6 protein-coding genes are annotated in these 4,918 nt (G+C 60.4%); all 6 read right to left on the bottom strand.

Annotation, left to right across the window (positions count from 1 at the left end):
• Positions 1 to 70: 70 nt before the first annotated feature.
• Complete coding sequence (locus tag D6877_RS18535; protein ID WP_130911715.1) at positions 71 to 769, bottom strand: OmpW family outer membrane protein; 699 nt, start codon at positions 767 to 769, stop codon at positions 71 to 73.
• Positions 770 to 989: 220 nt separating this feature from the next.
• Entirely contained in the window at positions 990 to 1,508 is a 519-nt protein-coding gene (locus D6877_RS18530) for a DUF3299 domain-containing protein (RefSeq protein ID WP_024014502.1), read from the bottom strand.
• Positions 1,509 to 1,519: 11 nt separating this feature from the next.
• A complete protein-coding gene (locus D6877_RS18525) occupies positions 1,520 to 2,785 on the bottom strand; it encodes an ABC transporter permease (RefSeq protein WP_130911714.1) in 1,266 nt (421 codons plus the stop codon).
• 1 nt (position 2,786) lies between these two features.
• Positions 2,787 to 3,497: an ABC transporter ATP-binding protein gene (locus D6877_RS18520; protein ID WP_130911713.1), complete on the bottom strand. Its 711-nt coding sequence runs from the start codon at positions 3,495 to 3,497 to the stop codon at positions 2,787 to 2,789.
• 144 nt (positions 3,498 to 3,641) lie between these two features.
• The gene (locus D6877_RS18515) at positions 3,642 to 4,235 is read right to left on the bottom strand and encodes a DUF2796 domain-containing protein (RefSeq protein ID WP_130911712.1); all 594 of its coding nucleotides are present in this window, start codon (positions 4,233 to 4,235) and stop codon (positions 3,642 to 3,644) included.
• A 155-nt stretch (positions 4,236 to 4,390) separates the two neighbouring features.
• Positions 4,391 to 4,918: hypothetical protein (locus tag D6877_RS18510; RefSeq protein ID WP_241662925.1), on the bottom strand; the 528-nt coding region annotated here is incomplete at its 5' end.

Here is a 4,918-nt window from a genome sequence, read left to right as displayed (position 1 = left end):
TCGTCAGGTCTGTGCCTGCCCGCCACCAAGCCTCATTCACCACCACGTGAACGTTCAGTAAAAAATCGACTTAGAACTTATAGCCCAGACCGACCATGTAGATGAACGGATCGACATCCACATTCACCCGTGCACGGGTGCCGGGGGCGACGGCGTTGTTCTCGACGGTCGCGCGGGTGTCGATATCGATGTAGCGCACCTGGGCGTTGAGCATGATGTTGTCGGTGATCATGTAGTCGGCGCCGACCTGCCAGGCCAGGCCCCAGGAGTTTTTCGCCTTGAAGTTGCTGAAGCCGTTGGCGCTGGCTTCGCTGCCGACGTGTTCGTCGTAGATCCAGGTGTAGTTGATGCCACCACCCACATACGGCTGGAAGGCCGATTTCGAATCCAGCGGGTAGTAGACGACGCTGAGGGTCGGCGGCAGGTGCTTCAGCGTGCCGAGCTTGCCGTTGGCGGCGGGCAGGGCGGTGCCCTTGAGCTTGACGTCATGCTCGAACGGCGTGGCTGCCAGCAGCTCGATACCGATGTTGTTGGTGAGCATGTAGGCGAAGTTCAGACCCAGTTGGGTGTCGCTGCTCATGGTCGCCTTGCCGCCCAGATCAGTGCCGCTCAGCGGACCCTGATCGACCTTGACGCTGGAACTGTCGGCCTTCGGGTTGACGGTGATCGCGCCAGCGCGCACGAGAATGTCACCGGCTTCGTGGGCGTGGGCGAGCGGGGCTGCGAGCGCGAGGGCAAACAGCGGGGCGCTGAGCAAGGACTTGTTCATGGGGGCTCCGAAAGGACATAAAAATTCGATGTCCTAGGGTACGAAGCCGTCTGATACGGTGTTTTGACTCAGCTCAATGAAACAGTGAAGGGGCGGGGTTTTGTGGAACCCTTGAGGGCCTATTCGCGAGCAGGCTCGCTCCCACCTTGGAATGTGATCACCTGTGGGAGCGAGCCTGCTCGCGAAGACGATAGACCAGCCAATACAAAACTACCGGGAATTACTCCGGCAGCTCATACGCATAAATCTTCTCCGCCTCCATCTGATACCCGGCATCGGCCAGTTCACTGCTCGAGGCTTTCACCTGCAACGGCCCTTCGACCCAATACGGCTGATACAGCTCATCGAGCTTCACGCCCAGTTCGCTTTTCACATGGACGATCTGGTTCGACGGCGGTGGCGGTACGTGGATGCAGGCGCCGAAGTACGGCACCAGCAAAAAGTCGGTGGTGCGCCCCTCTTCGCTGACTTCCAGCGGCACTATATAGCCCGGCAAGCGAATGTTCTGCCCGTCGAGGCTCTTCACGACCGGTGCATTGGGCATGTCCTGCTTGGCCGCTGGTGCGGACTCGGCGGAAAGTGCGTCGCCCATCTTCGACAGGTCGTGCAGCGGGGTCATGTTCGGCACTTCCGGCGCGGCGTCCGGCGGGATCATTTCCGACCAGGTCAGGTCTTTCGGCGCCGCCGCCCACACGGGCAGGGCGACCAGCATCAGCAGCGCAAGCAGGGCGCGGGGCATGGTGAACGTCCTCATAAACGGATCGACAGGCCATCGGCCAGGGATTGGCGATACGCGCGCCAGGCCGGCACGCTGCCCATCAGCAGCGCGGCCGCCAGAATGCCACCGAGCAGCGTCCATTCATACTCGCTCGGCCATGCCAGCGGCAGGTACAAACCGTAATTGGCCTGCACGTAACCCTGCGCAGCGGCGATGCCGATGTACAGCAATGCCAGTCCGGCGATGACTCCGGTCAGCGCCAACGCAAAGGCTTCCAGCACCAGCAGGCTTGCGATGTGCCACGGCCGCGCCCCCACCGAACGCAGAATCGCCATCTCGCGGCGACGTTCGTTGAGGCTGGTGAGAATCGCCGTGAGCATGCCGATCAGCCCGGTCAGCACGACGAACAGCGAGACCACGAACAAGGCTTTCTCGGCCGTACTCATCAGGCTCCACAATTCCTGCAAGGCCACGCCCGGCAGGATCGCCAGCATCGGTTCGCCACGGTACTCGTTGATCTCGCGCTGCAAGGCAAAGGTGGAAATCTTGCTGTTGAGGCCGAGCATGAACGCGGTGATCGCTTGCGGGGTCAGGTCCATGTTGCGCGCCTGATCAGCGCTGATCCGCCCGTTGCCGCGCGCCGGCACACCGTTGTGCCAGTCGATGTGAATCGCCTCCATGCCGCCGAGGCTGATGTGCAACGTGCGGTCCACCGGGGTGCCGGTGCGCTGGAGGATGCCGACCACGGTGAAGGGTTTGTCGTCGTGCTTGACCAGGCTGATCGCCGCCACGCCGTGGGCCAGTACCAGTTTGTCGCCGAGCTTGTAGTGCAGCGCTTCGGCGACTTCGGCGCCGAGCACCACTTCGAAAGGATCGGTGGCAAACGCGCGACCGTCGGCCAGCGCCAAGTGTTGCTGGCGCCCGTATTGATAGTGCTTGAAATAGGCTTCGGTGGTGCCCATCACGCGATAGCCGCGATGGGAATCGCCGAGGGACATGGGGATTGCCCACTTCACTTTCGGATTGTTGGCGAAGTGTTCGAAGCTGTCCCAGCGAATATTGTTGGTAGCGTTGCCGATGCGGAACACCGAATACAGCAGCAGGTTTACCGACCCCGAACGAGCACCGACGATCAGGTCAGTGCCGCTGATGGTGCTGGCGAAACTGGCCTTGGCTTCGGTGCGCACGCGCTCGACGGCGAGCAGCAGGCACACCGACAGGGCAATGGCGAAGGCGGTGAGCAATGCGGTGAAACGGCGGTTGGCCAGGCTGGCCATGGCCAGACGAAACAGATACATCTCAGACCTCGGCGGACGTAGCGGCGCGATTGAGATCGGCCAGGGACAGATGACGGTCGAACAGCGGCGCCAGGCTCTGGTCGTGGCTGACGAACAACAGACTCGATCCGGCCTCGCGGCACTCGGCAAACAGCAGGCGAATGAAGTTCTCGCGGGCGTCGTAATCCAATGCCGACGTCGGTTCGTCGGCGATCACCAGTTCCGGTTGGCCGATCAACGCGCGGGCGGCAGCGACCCGTTGTTGCTGGCCGATGGACAGCGAGTCGGCGCGGCGGCTGAGGATGCTTTCGTCCTTCAGACCCAAGTGCGCGAGCAGGGTGGCGGCGGCCTGATCGACGCTGCCGTGGCGCTGTTTCGCCCGTTGCGCACGCAGTTTCGAGAAGTGACACGGCAACTCAACGTTCTCGCGCACCGAGAGAAACGGCAACAGGTTGAATTGCTGGAAAATGTAGCCGGTGTGATCGACACGAAACGTATCGCGCTTGCCGGCAGACAGTTCGGTCAGCTCCTGGCCGAGCAGGCGAATGCTGCCGCGACCGGGCTTCTGCACTCCGCCGAGCAGGCCGAGCAGAGTGGTCTTGCCGCTGCCGCTGGGGCCTTTGAGAAACAGGGTTTCGCCGGCTTCCAGACGAAACGCCGGGATGTCCAGCAGCGTCGGGTGACCGGGCCAGTTGAAGCCAAGGTCGGAAAGTTCGATGAGTGCTTGGGTCATGGCACCGATTTCATGGTTGGACACGGACGCCTGTAGGAGCTGACGAGTGCAACGAGGCTGCGATCTTTTGGTTGTAAAAAACCAGGATCAAAAGATCGCAGCCTCGTTGCACTCGTCAGCTCCTACAGGGGATCTTCATTCGCTTCAGAATTTCAGCGCAGCCGATTTTGCCGTCACTTCGGTACCTTGCTGGCCGGTCGCGCTGATCAGTTGTACCTGAATCTTTTGCGTCGCCGGGAAGGTCTTGAAGATGTTCGTCAGGTTCAGCGTGTTCAGTGCCCCCGGTGTGGCGCAGCTGAATTGGTAATGCGCATGGATTTCGCTGTGGTCGTGGTGATGCTCGTGACCGTCCTTGTCCGCTTCATCTTCGTCGTGATCGTCGGCGTCCGGTTTGTCGCCGAACAGCGGGCTTTCCAGTTCCTGGCTGACCACCTTGCAACCGGCCGCAGCGGGCAGGCTGAACAGAGCCAATGGTTTTTCCAGCTGCGCACGAGCGGCAGCGACTTTGGCCTTGTCGGCATCCGACGTGGCGGTGTGTTCAAAACCCACCAGATTCATCGCCGGGCTTTCCAGCTCCAGCTCCAGGGTCTGACCATCGAGCGCGGCGTTCAGCCGACCCACACCATGTTCGTGAGCGCCGAGGCTGCCGTGCTCATGATCATGATCGTGCTCATCAACCGCATGGGCAGCGGCCAGCGGCAACAGGGCAAACGGCAAAGCGAGCAACAGACGACGCATGACGGACTCCGAGAAAAATGAAAAGTTTGTTATGTAATCTTATAACGAAAGTGCGCAGAGTGTGCCCGTGCGCTTGAGATTGCGCAAGACATGGCTAAGCACCGCCCGGGATGAGTTCGCGGGCGGTGCTGGGATTGGATGTCATGCTTGCAGAATCAGAAGCCTGCGCCGGGATAGTCGAACCAATAGTGTCCCGAAAGAACATCGTTGATCAGATTTGCGTCGAGCACGCTCGGGGCATCGCGACTGAAACGCTGTCGCCAAGCCGGAAGCCACCAGTAGTTGATGGCTGTTCCGCGCGGAAATACCACCAGAGTCAGCACCTCCTTATCCATTTTGCCCTGCGTGTAGAGTTGATGACTGCGATCCATCAGGGCCATGTACTGGTCGATTGGCAGTCTGAACATAAGTGCCATGGTGAAGATTTTTTCACTCTGACTGAACGCCGGACTCTGCAGTACCCGCAATGCTTCGCAAGTGTGTGAATTCGGTTGACTCGCTATGCTCTGGCCTTCGGGGGTTGAAAGTATGTCGAAACGATCATCCATGTCTCGCCAGTCGGTCCGACTATTGCGCTCAAAGTAATCACGAATAACAAGGGTCAGTGGACCTGCAGTTTCCCCGTCAGCGGGACAAGCCGAAAGATCGGCAGGCAACCAGATGCGCCATGCCACGATGAGCAA

Source organism: Pseudomonas sp. Sample_9 (assembly GCF_004307535.1).
In the GTDB taxonomy this organism is placed as follows: domain Bacteria; phylum Pseudomonadota; class Gammaproteobacteria; order Pseudomonadales; family Pseudomonadaceae; genus Aquipseudomonas; species Aquipseudomonas mercuritolerans.
The sequence above is the reverse complement of the archived record's forward strand: the minus strand, read 5'-3'. Positions and strand labels throughout refer to the sequence as shown.

Excerpts from the sequence above, each read along its gene's own strand:
- D6877_RS18530 (WP_024014502.1), bottom strand. The coding sequence starts at position 1,508 with ATGCCCCGCGCCCTGCTTGCGCTGCTGATGCTGGTCGCCCTGCCCGTG.
- D6877_RS18520 (WP_130911713.1), bottom strand. The coding sequence starts at position 3,497 with ATGACCCAAGCACTCATCGAACTTTCCGACCTTGGCTTCAACTGGCCC.
- D6877_RS18535 (WP_130911715.1), bottom strand. The coding sequence starts at position 769 with ATGAACAAGTCCTTGCTCAGCGCCCCGCTGTTTGCCCTCGCGCTCGCA.
- D6877_RS18525 (WP_130911714.1), bottom strand. The coding sequence starts at position 2,785 with ATGTATCTGTTTCGTCTGGCCATGGCCAGCCTGGCCAACCGCCGTTTC.
- D6877_RS18515 (WP_130911712.1), bottom strand. The coding sequence starts at position 4,235 with ATGCGTCGTCTGTTGCTCGCTTTGCCGTTTGCCCTGTTGCCGCTGGCC.